Annotated in this window: 22 protein-coding genes; 17 read left to right on the top strand and 5 right to left on the bottom strand. The window is 69.3% G+C overall.

What is annotated here, in order from left to right; translation table 11 throughout:
- Window positions 1–49: 49 nt before the first annotated feature.
- A complete protein-coding gene (locus QQG74_RS26305; protein ID WP_341717376.1) occupies window positions 50–1528 on the bottom strand; it encodes an SDR family oxidoreductase in 1479 nt (492 codons plus the stop codon).
- A gap of 35 nt (window positions 1529–1563) precedes the next feature.
- Here QQG74_RS26305 and QQG74_RS26300 point away from each other — a divergent pair, with 35 nt between their 5' ends.
- The 13 genes from QQG74_RS26300 to QQG74_RS26240 all read left to right on the top strand — a co-directional run bounded on the left by QQG74_RS26300 (window position 1564) and on the right by QQG74_RS26240 (window position 12362).
- On the top strand, window positions 1564–2028 hold the full coding sequence (locus tag QQG74_RS26300; protein WP_341717375.1) for a hypothetical protein: 465 nt from the start codon (window positions 1564–1566) through the stop codon (window positions 2026–2028).
- A 172-nt stretch (window positions 2029–2200) separates the two neighbouring features.
- Window positions 2201–2422: a hypothetical protein gene (locus tag QQG74_RS26295; RefSeq protein ID WP_341717374.1), complete on the top strand. Its 222-nt coding sequence runs from the start codon at window positions 2201–2203 to the stop codon at window positions 2420–2422.
- Window positions 2423–3244: a F0F1 ATP synthase subunit A gene (gene atpB / locus QQG74_RS26290; protein WP_341717373.1), complete on the top strand. Its 822-nt coding sequence runs from the start codon at window positions 2423–2425 to the stop codon at window positions 3242–3244. It abuts the gene before it with no gap.
- Window positions 3245–3339: 95 nt separating this feature from the next.
- Window positions 3340–3567 (top strand): F0F1 ATP synthase subunit C, encoded by a 228-nt coding sequence (locus QQG74_RS26285; RefSeq protein ID WP_341717372.1) that lies wholly within the window; start codon window positions 3340–3342, stop codon window positions 3565–3567.
- A gap of 31 nt (window positions 3568–3598) precedes the next feature.
- Entirely contained in the window at window positions 3599–4129 is a 531-nt protein-coding gene (locus QQG74_RS26280; protein ID WP_341717371.1) for a F0F1 ATP synthase subunit B, read from the top strand.
- Complete coding sequence (locus QQG74_RS26275) at window positions 4129–4950, top strand: F0F1 ATP synthase subunit delta (protein WP_341717370.1); 822 nt, start codon at window positions 4129–4131, stop codon at window positions 4948–4950. The genes QQG74_RS26280 and QQG74_RS26275 overlap by 1 nt, the downstream gene beginning before the upstream one ends.
- A 93-nt stretch (window positions 4951–5043) precedes the next feature.
- On the top strand, window positions 5044–6690 hold the full coding sequence (gene atpA, locus QQG74_RS26270) for a F0F1 ATP synthase subunit alpha (RefSeq protein WP_341717369.1): 1647 nt from the start codon (window positions 5044–5046) through the stop codon (window positions 6688–6690).
- Window positions 6691–6699: 9 nt separating this feature from the next.
- Window positions 6700–7638 carry a F0F1 ATP synthase subunit gamma gene (locus QQG74_RS26265; protein WP_341717368.1) on the top strand — a complete coding sequence of 313 codons (939 nt, stop codon included), beginning with the start codon at window positions 6700–6702 and terminating at the stop codon, window positions 7636–7638.
- Window positions 7638–9074, top strand: a complete 1437-nt coding sequence (gene atpD, locus QQG74_RS26260; protein WP_341717367.1) for a F0F1 ATP synthase subunit beta — start codon at window positions 7638–7640, stop codon at window positions 9072–9074. Before QQG74_RS26265 ends, atpD begins: the two co-directional genes overlap by 1 nt.
- A gap of 227 nt (window positions 9075–9301) precedes the next feature.
- The gene (locus tag QQG74_RS26255; protein ID WP_341717366.1) at window positions 9302–10459 is read left to right on the top strand and encodes an LCP family protein; all 1158 of its coding nucleotides are present in this window, start codon (window positions 9302–9304) and stop codon (window positions 10457–10459) included.
- An 88-nt stretch (window positions 10460–10547) separates the two neighbouring features.
- A complete protein-coding gene (locus QQG74_RS26250; RefSeq protein WP_341717365.1) occupies window positions 10548–10829 on the top strand; it encodes a F0F1 ATP synthase subunit epsilon in 282 nt (93 codons plus the stop codon).
- A gap of 12 nt (window positions 10830–10841) precedes the next feature.
- A complete protein-coding gene (locus tag QQG74_RS26245; RefSeq protein WP_341717364.1) occupies window positions 10842–11297 on the top strand; it encodes a DUF2550 domain-containing protein in 456 nt (151 codons plus the stop codon).
- A 474-nt stretch (window positions 11298–11771) separates the two neighbouring features.
- Window positions 11772–12362: a hypothetical protein gene (locus tag QQG74_RS26240; RefSeq protein WP_341717363.1), complete on the top strand. Its 591-nt coding sequence runs from the start codon at window positions 11772–11774 to the stop codon at window positions 12360–12362.
- Between the two features lie 260 nt (window positions 12363–12622).
- Here QQG74_RS26240 and QQG74_RS26235 read toward each other — a convergent pair whose 3' ends face one another.
- A complete protein-coding gene (locus QQG74_RS26235; protein ID WP_341717362.1) occupies window positions 12623–13063 on the bottom strand; it encodes a VOC family protein in 441 nt (146 codons plus the stop codon).
- A complete protein-coding gene (locus QQG74_RS26230) occupies window positions 13039–13611 on the bottom strand; it encodes a cob(I)yrinic acid a,c-diamide adenosyltransferase (protein ID WP_341717361.1) in 573 nt (190 codons plus the stop codon). The genes QQG74_RS26235 and QQG74_RS26230 overlap by 25 nt, the downstream gene beginning before the upstream one ends.
- Here QQG74_RS26230 and murA point away from each other — a divergent pair.
- The 4 genes from murA (at window position 13610) to QQG74_RS26210 (ending at window position 17956) form a co-directional block, all read left to right on the top strand.
- On the top strand, window positions 13610–15052 hold the full coding sequence (gene murA / locus QQG74_RS26225; protein WP_341717360.1) for a UDP-N-acetylglucosamine 1-carboxyvinyltransferase: 1443 nt from the start codon (window positions 13610–13612) through the stop codon (window positions 15050–15052). The two genes, QQG74_RS26230 and murA, sit on opposite strands and share 2 nt — an antisense overlap.
- 133 nt (window positions 15053–15185) lie before the next feature.
- Window positions 15186–16034, top strand: a complete 849-nt coding sequence (locus tag QQG74_RS26220; RefSeq protein ID WP_341717359.1) for a 3-hydroxyacyl-CoA dehydrogenase family protein — start codon at window positions 15186–15188, stop codon at window positions 16032–16034.
- A gap of 195 nt (window positions 16035–16229) precedes the next feature.
- Window positions 16230–17114, top strand: a complete 885-nt coding sequence (locus tag QQG74_RS26215) for an ABC transporter ATP-binding protein (RefSeq protein ID WP_341717358.1) — start codon at window positions 16230–16232, stop codon at window positions 17112–17114.
- A complete protein-coding gene (locus tag QQG74_RS26210) occupies window positions 17111–17956 on the top strand; it encodes an ABC transporter permease (RefSeq protein WP_341717357.1) in 846 nt (281 codons plus the stop codon). Before QQG74_RS26215 ends, QQG74_RS26210 begins: the two co-directional genes overlap by 4 nt.
- Before the next feature lie 45 nt (window positions 17957–18001).
- Here QQG74_RS26210 and QQG74_RS26205 read toward each other — a convergent pair whose 3' ends face one another.
- Together QQG74_RS26205 and QQG74_RS26200 are read right to left on the bottom strand one after the other, a co-directional pair.
- Window positions 18002–18301 (bottom strand): DUF1540 domain-containing protein, encoded by a 300-nt coding sequence (locus QQG74_RS26205; protein WP_341717356.1) that lies wholly within the window; start codon window positions 18299–18301, stop codon window positions 18002–18004.
- A gap of 75 nt (window positions 18302–18376) precedes the next feature.
- A complete protein-coding gene (locus QQG74_RS26200) occupies window positions 18377–19342 on the bottom strand; it encodes a polysaccharide deacetylase family protein (RefSeq protein ID WP_341717355.1) in 966 nt (321 codons plus the stop codon).
- Window positions 19343–19359: the final 17 nt, after the last annotated feature.

The following is a 19359-nucleotide window of genomic DNA, read 5'->3' as shown; positions in this document are numbered from 1 at the left end:
GTTAAGCCGGAGGAAATGTTAAGCAGGGGCCCCTGCTATACCGGAGACGTTAACTAGGGGCCCTTCCTTGCATCTGGCGTTCGGCGCCTGCCGCGATGTTGCGGGCCATCCCGCCGAAGACAAGCGCGTGGAACGGTGCCACCGCGATCCAGTACGCGTGCCCGACCAGCCCGCGCGGCAGGAAGACGGCGCGCTGCCGGTAGCGGACCACGTCGCCGTCGTGCTGCACCTGCATCTCCAGCCAGGCCCGGCCGGGTAGGCGCATCTCGGCGCGCAGCCGCAGCAACTCGCCCGGCACGATCTCCTCCACCCGCCAGAAGTCCAGCGCCTCGCCCACCCGCAGCCGGTGCGGGTGACGCCGGCCGCGCCGCAGGCCCACCCCGCCGACCAGCCGGTCCAGCCAGCCCCGCACCGACCAGGCGAGCGGGAACGAGTACCAGCCGTGCTCGCCGCCGACGCCCTCGATCACCTGCCACAGCACCTCCGGGGGTGCCGCCACCGGCCGTTCCCGGATGTCGGTGTAGGTGCTGCCGCCGCTCCAGCCGGGGTCGCTGGGCAGCGGATCGGCGGGGGCGTCCGGCCCGGCCGCGGTCGACCACCGGGTCTCCACCTCCGCGTCGCGGATGGTGGCCAGGGCCAGTTCGACCGCCCGGTCGAAGCCGGTCAACCCCTCCGGCGGGTCCGGCAGGTAGGCCGCGATGTCGTGCTCGTGCGCCACCGACTCGTGCACCAGGCTCTCCACAAGCGGCCGGGCCAGCGCGTTGGGTACCGGGGTGACCAGCCCGACCCAGTACGACGAGAGCGTGGGCGTCAGCGGTCGCACGGGCAGCAGGAGCCGGCGGGACAGGCCGGCGACCCGGGCGTACCGCTGCATCATGTCGGCGAAGGTGAGCACGTCCGGGCCGCCGATGTCGAAGCCCCGGTTGAGCTCCGGCGGCAGCGTCGCGCAGCCGACCAGGTAGCGCAGCACGTCGCGGATCGCGATCGGTTGGATCCGGTTGCGCACCCAACGCGGGGTGACCATCACCGGCAGCCGCTCGGTCAGGTAGCGCAGCATCTCGAACGAGGCCGAGCCGGAGCCGATCACCACCGCCGCCCGGAGCACCACCGTCGGCACCCCGCTGGCCAGCAGGATCCGCGCCACCTCGTCGCGGGAGCGCAGGTGCGCCGACGAGGCGCCCTGGTCGGCTGCCGGCTCCGGCCCACCCAGGTAGACGATCCGGCGTACGCCGGCCGCGTGGGCCGCCGTCGCGAAGTTCTCGGCGGCCTGCCGATCGGCCGCCTCGAAGCCGGCCTGCCCGAGCGAGTGCACCAGGTAGTACGCCACGTCTACCCCGTCGAACACTCCGGTGAGCGATTCCGGCCGGCTCAGGTCGCCCTCGACGACCTCGACCGCGCCGGCCCAGGGCACGTCGCGCAGCCGTCCGGCCCGGCGGGCCAGGCAGCGCACCTCATATCCCTCGGCGAGCAGGCGGGGCGCCAGGCGCCCGCCGATGTACCCCGTGGCACCGGTGACCAGGCATCTCACGGTCTCCAGTCTGAGGCCGCATAGACTCGGGCGTTGTGGAGACCGCCAAGGACACCGTCTGGGGGCCGTACGCCGAGCAGCCCAGCGCCGGGGAACCGGGCGCCATCCGCGCCCGCCTGCCCTACCTCCGGCTGCCGCTGTTCGCCTGCGCCGTGCTGGCCGTGCTCGGCGTGCCGGCCGCGGCCTGGCTGCGCGGTCCGACCGGCGCGGCCGGGGTGGCCGCCGGGATCGCCCTGGTGGTGGTCAGCTACCTGATCTCCGGCCTCTCGGTCGCCTGGGCCGACGCGGTGCACCCCAAGCTGATCATGCCGGTGGGACTTGCCACCTACGGCGTGAAGATCGTTGTCCTGGGCCTGGTGATGATGGCCCTCGCGGCGGCCGGCTGGCCCGGATTGCCGGATCTGGGAGTGGCCGCCATCGCGGCCGTGGTTGTCTGGACCGGAGCCCACCTGACCTGGGCATTGCGCACGCCGCTGCCCACCGTGCGTCGTTCGCCGTAGCACTGTCCGTACGGCTGGCGTTTCCGGGTGTTTCGTCGGCCTGTCCGGCTGGCTGGACAGGAGTAGGCTGACGCACGGCTTGACGCGCCCGTACCCGCCGCCCGCACGCTGTTCGCAGTGTGGGGGGTGCCGCACACTCGCGAAACACTCGGCTGATAGTGTTCGCCTCGTCATGGCCGACAACCCACACCGCGACCGCCCCGACGGATACCCGTCAAAGGGCGCAGCCGGAGCCGTATTTGGCTACCTGTTCGCTGGCATCGTGGTGTGGGGATTCCTCGGCTGGTTGGCGGGGGACCTCCTCGGATTGCCGACCGGCATCGGGATCGCCGTGGGCATGATGCTCGGCGCAGCCGGAGCGATCTACCTGATCATGAAGAGGCTCAGTGCCTGAGTGCCGGCACGCGCGGGTCTGTCGAGTGCGGAGGATGACACGGTGAGCGGACAGCTTGTCGCCGCTGAGGGCCTTCCCTGGCCCCCGAGGGTCGAAGACTTCTACCTGCCGGATGTCGCCGGTCCGTGGGTCACGAAGTTCACCCTCATGATCTGGCTGGCCGTCGGGCTGCTGATCATCTTCTTCATGGCCACCTACCGGAACCCGAAGCTGGTGCCGAGTAAGGGCCAGTGGATGGCGGAGTCGATCTACGGCCTGGTGCGGGACAACATCGCCCGGGAACAGATGGGCAAGGAAGGCATCAAGTTCGCGCCCTACTTCACGGTGCTGTTCTGTTTTATCGCGCTGACCAACCTCTTCGGGATCACCCCCGGGTTGCAGATCTCGCCGAACTCGCACATTGCCTTCCCGATCGTGCTCGCCCTGGTCTCCTACGTGATGTACATCTACATCGGAGCCCGCAAGCACGGTCTTGGGCAATACCTCAAGCAGAGCCTGATCCTGCCGGGCGTGCCGTGGCCGATGCACATTCTGCTGATCCCGATCGAGTTCCTTCAGACGTTCATCGTCCGGCCGTTCACGCTTGCGGTGCGTCTCTTCGCAAACATGTTTGCCGGCCACCTGATCCTGCTGGTCTTCACCGTCGGTGGCTTCGTGATGCTCGCCTCGGACAACCTCTTCATTCAGGTGTCCTCGGTCGCCGCGTTCCTGATGGCGATCCTGATGGCCTTCTTCGAGGTGCTCGTCTCGCTGTTGCAGGCGTACGTCTTCGTGATCCTGTCCGCCAACTACATCGGCAGCTCGCTGGCAGACGAGCACTGATCCACAGACCCCGGCGGGCCGCCCGGCCCGACCAAGCTTCCGGCACGACCGCGTACGCGTGAGAAGTCACGCGTCTACTAGGAGGAATACCCGCAATGGACGTTATTGCCGCCGTCGAGGGCAGCGTCAACACCATCGGCTACGGCCTCGCCGCCATCGGTGGTGCCATTGGTGTGGCCATCATCTTCTCGGCCTACATCCAGGCCAGCGCCCGCCAGCCGGAGTCGGCCGGCTACAACCGCACCTGGCTGATCCTGGGCTTCGCCATGGCCGAGGCGCTCGCGCTGTTCGGCCTGGTGCTCGCGTTCGCAGTCGGCGGCTGACGCGCCGCACTCCTCGACCCGGAGGTCTGACATGAATCTCGCCGCTGAAGGCGTGGAGCACCACCCGCTCGTGCCGATCTGGCAGGAGCTCGTCATCGGGTCGATCGCCTTCGCCCTGCTCTGCTTCGTCCTGCTGAAGTTCGTCATGCCGCGCATGGAGACGATGTACCAGGCGCGGGTCGACGCGATCGAGGGCGGCCTCAAGCGCGCGGAGGCTGCTCAGGCCGAGGCCAACCAGCTGCTCGAGCAGTACCGGGCCCAGCTCGCCGAGGTGCGTACCGAGGCGGCGCAGATCCGGGACGACGCTCGCGCCGACGCCGAGTCGATCCGTACCGAAATCCTGGCCAAGGCCCGGGAGGAATCGGACCGGATCATCGCCGCCGGCCGGGAGTCGCTGGCCGTGGAGCGCCAGACCATCGTGCGCGAGCTGCGCGCGGAGGTCGGCGGCCTCGCGGTCGACCTGGCCAGCCGGATCGTGGGCGAGTCGCTCGCCGACGAGGCCCGCCGTAAGGGCACCGTCGAGCGGTTCCTCACCGATCTCGAGAGCGCGGGGGCCCGCTGATGCAGGCCGCCAGCCGGGAGTCCTACGCCGCCGCGGCCCAGCGGCTGGAGGAGTACGTCCGGGGCACCGAGGCGTCGACGGTGGCCACCACCGGCGGCGAACTGCTCGCCGTGGCGGACCTGCTGCGGCGGGAGGTCCGGCTGCGCCGGGCGCTCTCCGACCCGGCCCGGGACGGTGCGGACCGGACCGGGCTGCTGACCTCGGTGCTCGCTGGCAAGGTCGGCGCGGAGACGCTCGACCTGCTCGGTGCGCTTGTGGCCGGCCGCTGGTCGGCGCCGTCGGAGCTGCTCGACGGCGCCGAGCGCCTCGGCGTGCAGGCGCTGCTCGGCAGCGCTGACCGCGCCGGTGAGCTGAGCGAGGTGGAGGACGAGCTGTTCCGCTTCGGCCAGGTGGTCGCCGCGGACCCGCAGCTCTCGAACGCCCTGTCCGACCCGAACGCGCCGGTGCCACAGCGGGCCGAGCTGGTCGGGATGCTCCTGACGGGCAAGGCCCGGCCGGCGACGGTGCGGCTGATCGAGGCGGCGCTGGCCGGCTTCGGCGGTCGGACGTTCTCCGTCGCGCTGTCCCGCCTGGTGGAGCTGGCGGCCGAGCGGCGCGACCGGCAGGTCGCGTACGTGACCGTCGCGGCGCCGCTCAGTGAGGACGAGGAGCGACGGCTGGGCGATCAGCTTTCCGCCATATACGATCGACAGGTCGCTGTCAAGCTTACGGTTGACCCGACGATCCTCGGCGGAGCGAGCGTCCGGGTGGGTTCGGACCTGTACGACGGGACGATCCTGCGCCGCCTCAACGAGACCCGTAACGCGCTCGCGAAGCGCTGACCAGCACCCCGCGAAGCGCCCGGAAACGACAGTCGCCCCGAGGACCGGTCGGTACTAGGTATCCCGGGCCCCTGATACTTAAGGAAGCAGAGGATGGCCGAGCTGACCATCTCGACGGAGGAGATCCGCGGCGCATTGGAGCGCTATGTCTCCTCCTACTCGCCCGACGTCTCCCGTGAGGAGGTCGGCACCGTCTCCGACACCGGTGACGGCATCGCCCACGTCGAGGGCCTGCCCTCGACCATGACCAACGAGCTGCTGGAGTTCGAGGACGGCACGCTCGGCGTGGCGCTGAACCTCGACGTCCGGGAGATCGGTGTCGTCGTCCTCGGCGACTACTCCGGTATCGAGGAGGGGCAGCGGGTCAAGCGCACCGGCCGGGTGCTCTCGGTGCCGATCGGTGACGCCTTCCTCGGCCGCGTGGTAAACGCGCTCGGCCAGCCGATCGACGGCCTCGGTGAGATCGCCGACGAGGGCTACCGCGAGCTGGAGCTGCAGGCTCCGAACGTGATGGCCCGGCAGTCCGTCTTCGAGCCGCTGCAAACCGGCATCAAGGCCATCGACGCGATGACCCCGATCGGTCGCGGCCAGCGGCAGCTGATCATCGGTGACCGGAAGACCGGCAAGACCACGGTCGCCCTGGACGCCATCCTCAACCAGCGGGAGAACTGGGCCTCCGGCGACCCGAAGAAGCAGGTCCGCTGCATCTACGTCGCGATCGGCCAGAAGGCCTCCACCATCGCCTCGATCAAGGGGCAGCTGGAGGAGGCGGGCGCGATGGAGTACACCACAATCGTCGCCTCCCCGGCCTCGGACCCGGCCGGCTTCAAGTACCTCGCCCCCTACACCGGCTCCTCCATCGGCCAGCACTGGATGTACGGCGGCAAGCACGTCCTGATCGTCTTCGACGACCTGAGCAAGCAGGCCGAGGCGTACCGGGCCGTGTCGCTGCTGCTGCGTCGCCCGCCGGGCCGTGAGGCGTACCCGGGTGACGTCTTCTACCTGCACTCCCGGCTGCTGGAGCGCTGCGCGAAGCTCTCCGACGAGATGGGCGGCGGCTCGATGACCGGCCTGCCGATCATCGAGACGAAGGCCAACGACATCTCGGCCTTCATCCCGACAAACGTCATCTCGATCACCGACGGTCAGATCTTCCTGGAGACCGACCTGTTCAACCAGGGCGTCCGGCCGGCCATCAACGTCGGCACCTCGGTCTCCCGGGTCGGTGGCGCCGCCCAGGTGAAGCCGATGCGCAAGGTCGCCGGTTCGCTGCGGCTGAACCTGGCCCAGTTCCGTGAGCTGGAGGCGTTCGCCGCCTTCGCCTCCGACCTGGACAAGGCCTCCCGCTCGCAGCTCGACCGCGGCTACCGGCTGGTGGAGCTGCTCAAGCAGCCGAACTACTCGCCGTACCCGGTGCAGGACGAGGTCGTCTCGGTCTGGGCCGGCACCGAGGGCAAGCTGGACGACGTCCCGGTCGGCGACGTGCGGCGCTTCGAGACGCAGTTCCTGGAGCACCTGCGGCGTAAGCACAGCGCCACCCTCCAGGCGATCGCCGACAACAAGTGGGACGACGAGATCATCGCGACCCTCGACGCGGCCGTCACCGAGTTCAAGCAGGGCTTCCTCGGCCGCGAGGACGAGCGCTCGATCAACGAGGCGCCGGCGGCGCCGCTGGAGGGCGAGGCCGAGCACGAGACGGTCACTCGCTACAGCGGCGGGGCTCCGGCCCAGAAGCAGTAGGGCCGGGCCATGGCGGCGCAGGTACGTGTTCTTCGTCAACGCATTCGCTCGGCGAAGGGGATGAAGAAGATCACCAAGGCGATGGAGCTCGTGGCGACGAGCCGGATCGCCAAGTCCCAGGCCCGGGTGGAGGCGTCCCTGCCGTACGCCCGGGCCATCACCGGCGTCCTCACGGCGCTGGCCTCCAACGCGCGGATCGACCACCCGATGCTGACCCCGCGCGAGCAGGTGCGGCGGGCGGGCGTGCTGCTGGTGACCGCCGACCGGGGTCTGGCCGGCGGTTACAGCTCCAACGCCATCCGTACGGCGGAGTCGCTGATCGCCCGCCTTCAGGCCGACGGCAAGGAGCCGGTGCTCTACGTCGTCGGGCGCAAGGGGGTGTCGTTCTACCGCTTCCGCAACCGGCCGATCGAGGCCAGCTGGACGGGCTTTTCGGAGCAGCCGTCGTTCGCCGACGCCCGCGAGGTGGGTGAGACGCTGATCAAGGCGTTCACCGCCGGCGCGGACGACGTCGACGGCGGCCCCGGCCCGGACGGTGTGCGTGGGGTGGACGAGCTGCACATCGTCTACACCGAGTTCAAGTCGCTGATGACCCAGACTCCGGTCACCCGGATCATCGGCCCGTTGCAGGTCGAGGAGCGTCCCCGCGCGGAGGCGGCGCCCGGTGCCCTGCCGGACTACGACTTCGAGCCGGACCCGGAGGCGCTGCTCGACGCGCTGCTGCCGAAGTACATCAACACGCGGATCTACGCGGCGTTGCTGGAGTCGGCGGCGAGCGAGTCGGCGGCCCGTCGGCGGGCGATGAAGGCCGCCACCGACAACGCCGAAGAGATGATCGACAAGTACACGCGTGAGATGAACTCGGCCCGCCAGGCCGGGATCACCCAGGAGATCAGTGAGATCGTCGGCGGCGCGAACGCGCTGGCCGCGTCGGGAAGTGAAGTGTGATGACTGCCCCAGTAGAGACCAAGACGGCCACGGGTCGCGTGGTCCGGGTCATCGGCCCGGTCGTCGACGCCGAGTTCCCGCGCGACGCCATGCCGGACCTGTTCAACGCCCTGAACGTCGACGTGACCCTCTCCGGCGGCGAGAAGACGCTGACCCTGGAGGTCGCCCAGCACCTGGGTGACAACCTGGTCCGCGCGATCTCGATGCAGCCCACCGACGGTCTGGTCCGTGGTGCCGAGGTGCGCGACAGCGGCTTCCCGATCCGGGTTCCGGTCGGCGACGCGGTAAAGGGCCACGTCTTCAACGCCATCGGCGAGTGCCTCAACCTCACCGAGGGTGAGACCATCCAGGCCGACGACCACTGGGGCATCCACCGCAAGGCCCCGGCCTTCGCGGACCTGGAGCCGAAGACCGAGATGCTGGAGACCGGCATCAAGGTCATCGACCTGCTCGCCCCGTACGTCAAGGGCGGCAAGATCGGCCTGTTCGGCGGTGCCGGCGTGGGCAAGACGGTGCTCATCCAGGAGATGATCACCCGGGTCGCCAAGAACTTCGGTGGCACCTCGGTCTTCGCCGGTGTGGGTGAGCGCACCCGCGAGGGCAACGACCTGATCCACGAGATGACCGACTCCGGCGTCATCGACAAGACCGCGCTGGTCTACGGCCAGATGGACGAGCCGCCGGGCACCCGGCTGCGGGTCGCCCTCTCCGCGCTGACCATGGCGGAGTACTTCCGGGACGTGAAGAAGCAGGAGGTGCTGCTCTTCATCGACAACATCTTCCGCTTCACCCAGGCCGGCTCCGAGGTCTCCACCCTGCTCGGCCGGATGCCGAGCGCGGTGGGTTACCAGCCGACGCTTGCCGACGAGATGGGCGAGCTCCAGGAGCGGATCACCTCGGTCCGGGGCCAGGCGATCACCTCGATGCAGGCGATCTACGTGCCGGCGGACGACTACACCGACCCGGCCCCGGCGACCACCTTCGCCCACCTGGACGCGACCACCAACCTGGAGCGTTCCATCTCCGACAAGGGCATCTACCCGGCGGTGGACCCGCTGGCGTCCTCGTCGCGGATCCTGGCTCCCGAGTTCGTCGGCCAGGAGCACTTCCAGGTGGCCAGTGAGGTGAAGCGGATCCTCCAGCGCTACAAGGACCTACAGGACATCATCGCCATCCTCGGTATCGAGGAGCTCTCCGAGGAAGACAAGATCACGGTCCAGCGGGCCCGTCGGATCGAGCGCTTCCTGTCGCAGAACACCTACGCGGCGGAGCAGTTCACCGGTGTGCCGGGCTCGACGGTCCCGATCAAGGAGACCATCGAGGCGTTCCGGAAGATCAGCGAGGGTGAGTACGACCACTTCCCCGAGCAGGCGTTCTTCATGTGCGGTGGGCTCGACGACCTGGAGAAGAAGGCCGCCGAGCTGATGAAGAGCTGACGTCCGGGTCCTCGACCCGACGCAGGAAGGCCGTCCCGGTGAACGCCGGGGCGGCCTTCCGCATTGTCGCGCCGAGCCACCCGGTGCCGTCGGCGACGGTTCGGTGCTCGGCGATCTGGTCGATCGCGAGATACCGTCTAGCCACGCTCTTTGCAAGTGGGCGGCGAGAATGTTCAACCAATCGGCTACGCGCGCACGTATCCCCCAGGGGGCGCGACGAAACGGAGATGCTCGTGGGCAAGGCCGGCAGGGGTGGCAGGCGCGGCAGGCGTGGCGGTAAACCGTCCGTGTGGCGGGGCGTGCCCCGCTGGGCGCAGCTCTGCACCATCTTCGGTGTCGTCCTGATGGTGCTCAGCGGCACGTCCCTGGTGGGTGCCGAGGCGCTGATGGCCCGCTACGAGGGCGCGGTCGGCAAGGCGGACCTCTTCGGCGATCAGGCGGCCGGTGCCAGCGAACGTAAGAGCGACATCAAGGGTCCGCTCAACATCCTGCTGGTCGGCATCGACCCGCGGGACGACGACACCCCGCCCCTGGCCGACGCGATCATGGTCCTGCATGTGCCCGAGGAGTTGGACCGGGCGTACCTCTTCTCGCTGCCGCGAGACCTCTACGTCGAGATCCCGCCGTTTCCCAAGGCGGGCTTCAACGGCACCACAAGCAAGCTGAACGACGCGATGTCGTTCGGCAGCCGGGTGCCCGACGGGAAGCCGGACCCGGCGCGCGGCTTCGAACTGCTCGCTCTCACCGCACAGAAGGTCACCGGGATCAAGCGCTTCGACGCTGGCGCGATCATCAACTTCGCCGGATTCAGGAAGATCGTCGACGCCATGGGTGGCGTCACCATGAACATCGAGCGGGAGGTCCGCTCCGAACACCGCGAACCGGACGGCAAGCATCGCAAGGGCAACCCCAACGGCGAGGGTTACATCGGGCCACAGGCGGTCTACCCGAAGGGTAAGCAGCACCTGAGCGGCTGGCAGGCGCTTGACTACGTCCGCCAGCGGTACCCGGAGAACGGGGTGCCCGACGGTGACTACGGACGGCAGCGGCACCAGCAGCAGTTCGTCAAGGCGATGGCCGGCCAGGCGTTCAGCGCCGACGTGGTGACCAACCCGGTGAAGCTGGACCGGGTGCTCCGGGCGGCCGGCGAGTCGCTGATCTTCAGCGGTCGGGGCCACAGCGTGGTCGACTTCGGCCTCGCACTCAAGGACATCCGTCCCGGAAACATCCAGATGATCAAGCTACCGGGCGGTGGCGTCTTCGAGAACGGGAAGTACCGCGGTGAGCGGTTCGAGCCCGAGGTCGAGGATTTCTTCGTCGCCCTGGAACGGAATCTGCTGGATCACTTCCTGCTGGAACATCCCAAGCTGGTGAACAAGGGCTGATCGTGGCGCAGGTCTCGGCACCCGCATGATGAACAGGTCCGAGGCGCGACTAGAATTTCCCCAATCCGCCGCTCAGCAAGGAGACAGCGTGGCAGAGCCGCTTAACGTCCAGCTCGTGGCCGTCGAGGAGAAGGTCTGGTCCGGCAAGGCCGAGTTGGTCACCGCCCGGACGACCGAGGGTGAGCTGGGCGTGCTGCCGGGTCACGCGCCCATGCTCGGTCAACTCGCCGAGCCCGGTCAGGTACGCATCAAGCTTCCCGGTGGCGAGCAGATCGCCTACGAGGTGGCCGGCGGTTTCCTGTCGGTGAGCGACCGGGGTGTCACGGTGCTGGCCGAGACCGCGACCCCGACCTCCGCTGCGGGCAACTGAGCCGACCCGCCGATGGAGATCGTCGAAGGAATCGGAATCGGATTCGCCGTAGTCCTCGGCGCGATCCTGTTCCTCTTCATTCGGCGGGCCCTGGTCACGCGTAGCGGGGGCATCATCCGGCTCAGCGTCCGTACCACCACCGTGCTCGACGGTCGTGGCTGGGCGCCCGGCTTCGGCCGGTTCGTCGGCGACGAACTCCGCTGGTACCGGATGTTCAGTTTCGCGGTACGCCCCCGGCGGGTGCTGTCCCGCGACACGCTCGCCGTGGAGCGACGGCGACTGCCCGAGGGGCAGGAACGGATGTCCATGCCGGCTGACTGGATCATCCTCCGCTGTACCAGTCGACACGCTCCGGTCGAGATCGCCATGGCGCGGTCCACGGTCACCGGATTCCTCTCCTGGCTTGAGGCCGCCCCTCCGGGGGCGGTCTCGCCACGTGTGGCCTCCCAGGACTGGCCGGCGGCCTGATCTCCACCGCTTGAGGGGTGTGGCCCGCCGTGCCCGGCTCCGGGCGGTCAGGCGTGATCCCTCCGCCGGGCACGGCGGGCCAGACCGCGCGCTGCGTGCGCTCTGCCCGGATGTGCCAGGTGTCCGCCTTCGCTCGACCGGGGTCTTCGCGTGGTATGTCAGATGCCCTGCCGGCTGTCGTATCCCGCTGTGACCGGCGGCATCCTGGGCGCGGAATCGGCGGGGTGGCCGGGGCGTTGTAACCGGGTGACCGACCGCAGCAGGCCCCTGGGATGTGCCCCGGGTCGTGGGGCCCGGAATGATGGCGGGCCGGCGGTGGTTATACCTGGTCCCGGCGTCGCGAAGTGGCTTTCTGGCCCCGCGTGCTGGATCTCTGATCTTTCCCTTGTTTGTGAGCGCCGGACGGTGCTTGCGTGCGCCCGGCATCCCCCGTGTCGTCGGTGTGTGCGCCAACCCCCGAATGGAGCCTTTGTCATGAACACGATGCTGCGTAAGAGTGTGTTGGGTATTGCTGGTCTGGCTTTTGCCGGTGGCATGGTCGCCGGTCCGGTCGCGGCGCACGTCGATGGTGGCGCGCTGGCTGCCGGTAAGCCGGTGGGTGTGGTGCAGGCCGACAAGCCCGACAACAGCAAGCTGATTCCGCATGGTGTGCAGGGTGAGCAGTCGCGGATCGAGTTGACCGATGAGCAGACCGAGAACGTGAAGGCGATCATCGCGGCGACGAAGAAGGCCGGTATGGACGAGCGGGCCGCGGTGGTGTCGATCGCGACCGCGTTGCAGGAGTCGAAGCTGGAGAACCTGGGTCACCTCGGTGACCGCAACGACCACGACTCGCAGGGCCTGTTCCAGCAGCGTCCGTCCTCGGGTTGGGGCACGGTGGAGCAGATCACCGATCCGCAGTACTCGACCACGGCGTTCCTGAAGGGTCTGAAGCAGGTCGACGGGTGGCAGGAGATGCCGTTGACCGAGGCCGCGCAGACGGTGCAGGTGTCGGCGCACCCGTTCCTGTACGCCCAGTGGGAGCAGCAGGCCGCTGACCTGGTCGCCGAACACTGGAACAGCTGACCACAGACGAACGGAAAGCCGGCACCCGGGAGCGGGTGCCGGCTTTCCGGCGTCTTCGGGTCAGGTCAGCTCGTATCGAGTGCGCGGTCGGTGCTCATCGGCGTACCGCAGCCGCCACGGCCGCCGCGTCGTCGACACCGACGACCAGTGCCTCGTACCGCTGGCCGGTCAGGGTGATGCGCACGGCCGGTTGGTTAGCGCGGACGCTGACGAACTCCTTTCCGGCCCGGCCGCACCGTCCTGCTCCCGGCCGAGCCCGCTCAGCGCGACGGGCCGGGCGGCTCGCCATCGGATGCCACCAGTTCCACCTCGTAACCCTGCCCGTCGGTCAGGTACGCGGCGTAGGTGTCGATGCCGCCGGCGTACGGGTGGCGGTCGGGAAAGAGCAACTCCCAGCCGTACGCTGGGGCCTGCTCGACCAGCCGGTCCACCGCGGCGGGTGGACCGGCGTGAAAGGCCAGGTGGTTCAGGCCGGGCGCGAGCCGGTCATGCCGCCGACCGGAGAGTGCGGGGGATTTCTCCAGTACCAGGTAGGTCGGGCCGAGCCGCCAGGAGCGACCGGCCGGCCACTCCTGGAAGGGCGTCCAGCCCAATTCACCGAGCAGCCAGCCCCAACTGTGCATTGCGGCGCCCAGGTCGGGTACCCAGAGCTCCACGTGGTGCAGCGAACCGACCGTCACCGGCCTCCGCCGGGTACCCATAGCACATCTCCGGCGGGATTTGCCGTTCTTGACAGGATAAAGAGCAGATCCGAGAGCCGGTTGAGATACTTTGCCGGAAGGGTGCTGGTCCGGTCGGGGTCGTGTGCGACGAGGGCCCAGGCCGACCGCTCGGCGCGCCGGGCGATCGTCCGCGCCGCGTGCAGCAGTGCCGCGCCCGGGGTGCCGCCGGGCAGGATGAAGGAGTCGAGCTTGCTCAGGCGCCCGTTGTACTCGTCGCACCAGCCCTCAAGGCGCTCGACGTATCCCTCAGTGACCCGCAGTGGTGGGTACTTCGGCTCGGGTTCGACCGGGGTGGACAGGTCGGCCCCGACGTCGAACAGGTCGTTCTGGACCTGCCCGAGCAGCGCGCGTAGTTCGTCGTCGAGTTGGCCCAGGGCGAGGGCCACGCCGAGCGCCGCGTTGCACTCGTCGACGTCCGCGTACGCGGCGATCCGGGGATCGGTCTTCGGCACCTGCTCGTTGTTGCTCAGCCTGGTCATGCCGGCATCGCCGGCCTTGGTGTAGATGCGCGTGAGGTGGACGGCCATGACGCACAGCCTACGGATACCGGACCTGACCATCCCCGCGCGACCGGAGCCTGGCCCGGGCCGCGTCGTCGGAGTAGGGCCGGGTGACGCGGGTGATCCCGGGATCGCCGACGTCGACGTCATCCGGGTCTCCGGCGGAGCCCGGCTCGCCGGCACCGTACACGTGGTGGGGGCGAAGAACTCGGCGTTGAAGCTGATGGCCGCCGCGCTGCTCGCCCCCGGCCGAAGCATGATCACCAACGTGCCGCGGATCACCGACATCGCCATCATGGGTGAGGTGCTGCGCCGGCTGGGCTGCGACGTACGGTTCGACGCGGACGACCCGGTCGATCCGATGGTTGCCGGCGGCGGGGTGGCCCGATCCCGCTCGGTCACCATCGACGTGCCCGAACGGCCGGGCGTCGAGGCCGACTACGACCTGGTCCGCCGGCTGCGCGCGTCAATCTGCGTGCTCGGCCCGCTGCTGGCCCGGCGCGGCTACGTGCGGGTGGCCCACCCCGGTGGCGACGCGATCGGCTCGCGCGGGTTGGACATGCACGTCTCCGGGCTGACCCGGATGGGTGCCGACATCTCCGGCGAGCACGGCTTCGTGATCGCGTCCGCGCCCGACGGCCTGCACGGCGCGGAGATCACCCTGGATTTTCCCAGCGTCGGGGCGACCGAGAACCTGCTGATGGCGGCGGTGCTGGCCGACGGCACCACCGTGATCGACAACGCCGCCCGCGAGCCGGAGATCGTGGACATCTGCACCATGCTCATCCGGATGGGTGCGCTGATCGAGGGGGAGGGCACCTCCACCATCACGGTCGTCGGCGTACCCCGGCTGCAACCGGTCCGACACGCGACGGTGGGCGACCGGATCGTCGCCGGGACCTGGGCCTTCGGTGCGGCGATGACCCGCGGCGACGTCACGGTGACCGGCGTGGACCCGGCGTTTCTGGAGGTTGCGCTGGACAAGGTGGTCGCGGCCGGCGGGTTGGTGGAGACCCGGGCGGACGCCTTCCGGGTACGCATGGACGACCGACCCACCGCAGTCGACGTCGTGACGCTGCCCTATCCGGGCTTCGCCACCGACCTGCTGCCGATGGCGATCGGGCTCGCCGCACTCAGCGACGGCGCCTCCCTGATCACCGAGAACATCTTCGACGGCCGGTTCATGTTCGCAAACGAGATGATGCGGCTGGGCGCGGACATCAAGACCGACGGGCATCATGCGGTGGTACGCGGCCGGCAGCGGCTCTCCGGCGCGCCGGTACGGGCCACCGACATCCGGGCCGGCGCCGGGCTGATCATCGCCGGGCTCTGCGCAGACGGGATGACCGAGGTTTCCCACGTCCATCACGTCGACCGGGGCTATCCCGACTTCGTCGCCGACCTGCGGGCGCTCGGCATCGAGGTCGAACGGGCCACCGCGCCCGAGGAACCCGACCTGGCCATCTGACCCGCCGTCCGTCGCCGGGCCGGTGCTGGCGGCTCCGCCTCGACATGGCCGTCGACGGTGCCGCCTTAGCCTCCGTTCAGGCTCGCCGACTAGGGTGCAGGTAGACACTCGATCAGCAGCGAGGGAGAGGCAGATGGCGGGTCGACTTGCGGTCGTCGGTGCCGGACTGATGGGCTCGGGCATCGCCCAGGTGGCGGCGCAGGCAGGCTGGCAGGTGACCCTGCGGGACCTGGACGACGCCGCGACGCGCCGCGGCGTGGACGGCATCCGGAAGTCGCTGGAGAAGTTCGCCGAAAAGGGGAAAATCTCCCCGGACGACGTCGAGGCGACGATCGGGCGAATCACCCCGACGACCGAACTGGAAGCGGCGGCCGACGCGGACATCGTGGTGGAGGCGGTCTTCGAGCGGCTGGACCTCAAGCACGAGGTGTTCCGCGCGCTGGACAAGATCTGCAAGGCGGACGCGATCCTGGCCACCAACACCTCGGCCATCCCGGTGACCCAGATCGCGGCGGCCACCGACCGTCCCGAGGCGGTCGTCGGCACTCACTTCTTCTCGCCGGTGCCGATGATGAAGCTCTGCGAACTGGTCCGCGGTTACAAGACCAGCGACGCCACCCTGGCCACGGCGAAGTCGTTCGCCGAGGAGATCGGCAAGACGGTCGTGGTGGTCAACCGGGACATCGCCGGCTTCGTCACCACCCGGCTGATCTGCGCCCTGGCGATGGAGGCGGTCAAGCTGGTCGAGGCAGGTGTGATCTCCGCCGAGGACCTGGACACCGCCTGCAAGCTCGGCTTCGGGCACGCGATGGGCCCGCTCGCCACCGTGGACCTGACCGGCGTCGACGTGCTGCTCAACGCCACCCGCAACATCTACACCGACACCGCCGACGAGAAGTTCTTCCCGCCCGAGTTGCTCCAGCGCATGGCCGCCGCCGGCGACCTGGGCCGCAAGACCGGCCAGGGCTTCTACTCCTACTGAGGGTGGGGTGCAAGGAAGGGCCCCCTGTTAACGCCTGGTGTATAGCAGGGGCCCCCTTTTAACAACGCGTGATGCCGGCACGGGTGGATTGTTAATAAGGGGCCCTTCCTCTACCCGAGGCGTTAATAAGGGGCCCCTCCTTACACCAGCACCCCCCTCGAACGGGGGGTAGGAGCAGGTCGCACACTTGAGGGCATGAGTGACGAGGTCGCGATCCGGGTCCGGGGGTTGCGCAAGGCGTACGGCGCGAACGTCGCGGTGGCGGGGCTGGACCTGGACGTCCATCGGGGCGAGGTGTTCGCCCTGCTCGGGCCGAACGGCGCGGGCAAGACCACCACGGTGGAGATCCTGGAAGGCTACCGTCGCCGGGACGACGGCGAGGTGCAGGTGCTGGGCCTGGACCCGGACCTGGTCTTCGGTTCGCGCCCGCGAGGCTCGCAGGGGTGCTCGGCGGCGGACTGGCGGAGCCGGGTCGGCATCGTGTTGCAGGGCACCGGCGAGTTCGACGAGTTGACCGTCGCCGAGGTGGTCAGCCACTTCGCCGGTTTCTACCCGGGCGGTGACGATCCGGACAAGGTGATCGAGCGGGTCGGACTGACTGGCAAGGCCCGCGCCCGTACGCACAGCCTCTCCGGCGGACAGAAGCGGCGGCTGGACGTGGCGCTGGGCATCATCGGCCGCCCCGAGTTGCTCTTCCTGGACGAGCCGACCACCGGCTTCGACCCGGAGGCCCGGCGGGAGTTCTGGGAGCTGATCCGGGATCTTTCCGCCGCCGGCACCACAATCGTGCTCACCACGCACTACCTGGACGAGGCCGAGGCGCTAGCCGACCGGGTCGGCGTGATCGCCGGTGGTCGGCTGATCGAGGTGGCCACCCCGGCCAGCCTGGGCAACCGGCAGGATGCGTTGGCCACGGTCTCCTGGCGTACGCCGGAAGGTCGGGTCGAGAGCGCGCAGAGCGCGACGCCGACGGCGCTGGTGACCGAGTTGGCCACGCGCTTCGGTGGCGAGGTGCCGGGCCTGACCGTCACCCGGCCCACCCTGGAAGACATCTACCTGCGGATGATCGGACACCGATGACCACCACGACGAATCCGGCGACGCCGGTCACCGCCCCGGCGTCCCGTCGGCTCGGTCCGGCCAGCCTGGCGCTGCGGCAGGGGCGGCTGGAGATCCGGCAGTTCCTGCGCAGCCGGGAATCCGTGGTGTTCACCCTGGGCTTCCCGATCATCATGGTGCTGATCTTCGCGTCGATCTTCAACGACGAGATCGCGCCGGGGGTGAGCTACACGCAGTACTTCGTCACCGGCATGATCGCGACCGGTCTGATGACCGTCAGCTTCCAGAACCTCGGCATCTGGATCCCGATCGAGCGGGACCGTGGCGTGCTCAAGCGCTACCGGGGTACGCCGATGCCGAAGTGGGTGTGGTTCGCCGGCAAGGTGATCATGGTGTTGGTGACCGGCGTGGTGATGACGGCCCTGTTGCTTGCCGTCTCGGTCGTCCTGTTCGACCTGGACCTGCCGGGCACCGCGACCGCCTGGTTGACCTTCGGTTGGGTCAGCGCCCTGGGTATCACCGCCTGCACCCTCTGCGGCATCGCGATCTCGTCGCTGGCCCGTACCGCCCGCAGTGGCTCGGCCGTGGTCACCCCGGTGGCGCTGGTGCTTCAGTTCATCTCGGGGGTCTTCTTCGTCTTCACCAACCTGCCGACCTGGATGCAGCAGGTGGCGGCGATCTTCCCGCTCAAGTGGATGTGCCAGGGGCTGCGCGCGGTCTTCCTGCCGGAGAGCTTCGGCGCCCAGGAACCCGGCGGCTCGTTCGAGTTGACCCGGGTCGCCCTGGTCCTGGCGGCCTGGTGCGTGATCGGCCTGGTGCTCTGTGTCACCACCTTCCGCTGGACCGCCCGCCGCGACGGCTGACGGCCAGGGAAGGACGGCGCCGTCAGCGGCTCGTCGGGCGCGGCCTCAGCGGCTGGCGTACGTCATGCAGTCCGCCATGTCTGCGTCCGGGCCGACCCGGATGGACGGGGCGTGGCACTCCAGCTGTTCGTTGTGGCGGCAGTCGGCGCGCTGGCACGCGCCCACCTGGGCGACCTGCCCGTCCGCGCCCGCGCGGACGGTGGGCATCTCGATGAAGGTGTGGCAGTGGGCGTGGTCCATGCTGCCGATCGTGATGGCGAAGGCGTGGCAGTCGCCGGTGTGGTTGTACGCGCAGGCGGCCACCACACATTCCTGGACCCGGGGCATCTCCATCGCTGCGGTCATCGCGACCTCCTCTAGGCTGTTGCCTGATTTTAGGCATTTGACGGAGTCGGCTGACCTGGTTCGCCCGATTGTTCGCTACCTGGCTGGCGCGACCGCCGGGGCGCCGAGGACCTCGGAGAGCGGTGCCGGTTCGAGGCCGCGTTCGGCGAGTCCGGCCAGGATGTGCGGCAGCGCCTCGTCGGTCATCGGCGCGTTGGCCTCCGTCACGTGCAGGACGATCACCGAGCCGGGTCGTACTCCGTCCAGTACGGCCCGCACGATCGGTCGCCAGGCGGTCGCGAAGGGATCTCCGCTCACCACGTCGCCGTCGACGACCGTGAGGCCGAGCGGGGCCAGTTCGGTGAGCGCGGTCCGGTCGTGGCAGAGCCCGGGGAAGCGGAAGTAGCGGGTCTGCCGACCGCCGTACGCGGCCACGATGTCGAAGGTGCGAGCCACGTCGTCGGTCATCTTCCGCCGCGCGATCCGGGGCAGCCCGTAGCAGTCCCCGGTGAAGGCCAGGTGCCCGTAGGTGTGGTTGGCCAACTCGAAGCGGGGATTGTCGGCGATCCGCCGGGTCACCTCCGGGTACTGCTCGACCCACTTGCCGGTCAGGAAGAAGGTGGCCGGCACCGCGTCCTGCTCCAGCCGTTCGATGATCTTCAGATTCGCGTACGACCGGACGGCACCGCTGCGCAGTTGGTACCGCATGGCGTCGGTCATGTCCGCGTCGAAGGTGAGCGCCACCTTGTTGCCGGTACGCGGGCCGTGGTCGACCACCGGCGGCAGGGTTCCCGGCGGGGTCGCCCCGGGCGGGGTGTCGGTCGGCGGGGCCGACGTGTCCGCCGGACCCGCCCCGGCGGGGGTCGGAGTGCCAGTCGTCGCGGACCCGTCCGGCCCCTGGCTCTGGTCGACGAGAGCCGCCCGGTCTCCGGCGGCGGGGTCGACGAAGGCGCCGACGCCGTCGGGCTGCCTAAGTGGATTCGTGACGACCAGCAGGGCCACCGCACTGATCACGGCGGCGGCGGTCGCGATGAGCGGACCGCGGGAGATTCTTCCGGACACCGCGAGATTTTCTCAAC

The organism is Micromonospora sp. FIMYZ51 (genome assembly GCF_038246755.1).
Lineage (GTDB): Bacteria > Actinomycetota > Actinomycetes > Mycobacteriales > Micromonosporaceae > Micromonospora.
Note: the sequence above shows the minus strand (reverse complement) of the source record. Positions and strands in the feature narration are given on the sequence as shown.